The organism is Haloimpatiens lingqiaonensis (assembly GCF_901447495.1).
Classification (GTDB): domain Bacteria; phylum Bacillota; class Clostridia; order Clostridiales; family Clostridiaceae; genus Haloimpatiens; species Haloimpatiens lingqiaonensis.
The window spans coordinates 1-1465 of record NZ_CABDWS010000166.1; the positions used below are offsets into that span (position 1 = coordinate 1).

Here is a 1465-nt window from a genome sequence, read left to right on the forward strand (position 1 = left end):
TACTTAACTTCTGCAAAATAAAAAGTTGAATTGGTACTATTACCAAAAAATAAATATGGCACGCTGACTTTTTCCGTGTAAAATATAAGTTACAACACAAATATTACCCGGAGGTGGTCAGTATGCCAAATAAATTTAATAATATTATATCCATTAATGATGAACTTTACAATTACTTAAATGATGTAAATTATGGAATGAGTAAACCGCAATTTCATCATATAACCACTATTATTAATGGATTAATAAATTTAGATAGCACAAAGTCTTTACTTAAAATCTCAGAACATATACTAACTGCTAAAAGTAGTAGCTCAATATATAGATTTTTGAGTCACTCCAAGTGGGACGATAGTCTCATTGATAGAAATCGTATTAACTATTTAAATTTACATTTCAATAAACTCATAAAATCAAAATCCGTAGGATTCTTAGTGATAGATGATACCGTGAATCCTAAAATACAAGCAAAGAAAATGCAAGGATTAAGCTATAATCACTGCCATACAGAAGGTAAAACTCTTTGGTCTCATTGTGTAGTTACTTCTAATTTTGTTGCAGGGAATATGTCTATCCCTTTAACCTACAAGCCTTATTTAAGTGAAGAAAACTGTAAAAAACATAATAAAACTTTTATGGGAAAGTCGGATATAGCTTTAAATTTTATTAGTTCTTTTGAAAAACCTACTAACTGCGATAAAGTATATTGTCTTGTTGACAGTTGGTATACTAGCGAAAAGTTAATAAACGGTTGTATGCTAAAAGGTTTTAACCTTATTGGTGCTTTAAAATCTAACAGAAAAATTTCTCCATTAGGAATCACAATGCAAATTAAGGAATTCGCTAAATATATAAATCCAGCTACCTTAGATGTAGTTACCATCGAAGGTACTGAGTATAGAATATATAGATACGAAGGTAATGTTTCAAAGTTTGAAAATGCAACAGCCTTAATTTGCTATGAAGTTGATGGAGATGACTTCAAAGATCCTGTATACCTAATGTCTACGGATGTAGAACTTAACAACGAGGCTATAATAAAATACTATCTAAAAAGATGGAGTATTGAAACTAACTACAAATATCTTAAAACACACTTAGGATTTGATGAATATAAAGTTCAAGGTATACTCTCTATCGAGAGATACTTTCTGCTTACATTCTTAGCAATCAATTTCCTAGAGATTTATAGGTTATATCATCTTAAGGAGCTTAAAACAATTGGAGATACCATAAAATCCATCAAATGCCTAACGGCTAAAGAACTAGTATATTTTGTTTATGAGCAAGCTAAAAAAGATGTACCTATAAAAAAAGTACTTACCGAGCTAAAGTTAGCCTGTTAGAAAAATTTGTTAGTTATTTATAGGATAACTATAAGTATTACCAATGTAATAATATTCATATATATAAATATTTATCTATAAATGGATTTTTAGCTTTTAAAATTAAAGAAGTTAAGTTA

The 1465-nt window shown here is 28.7% G+C and carries 1 protein-coding gene; it reads left to right on the forward strand.

From position 1 onward, the window contains the following. Nucleotides 1-122: 122 nt before the first annotated feature. Nucleotides 123-1346 carry an IS701 family transposase gene (locus tag FGK85_RS15105; RefSeq protein WP_138207978.1) on the forward strand — a complete coding sequence of 408 codons (1224 nt, stop codon included), beginning with the start codon at nt 123-125 and terminating at the stop codon, nt 1344-1346. Nucleotides 1347-1465 lie beyond the last annotated feature (119 nt).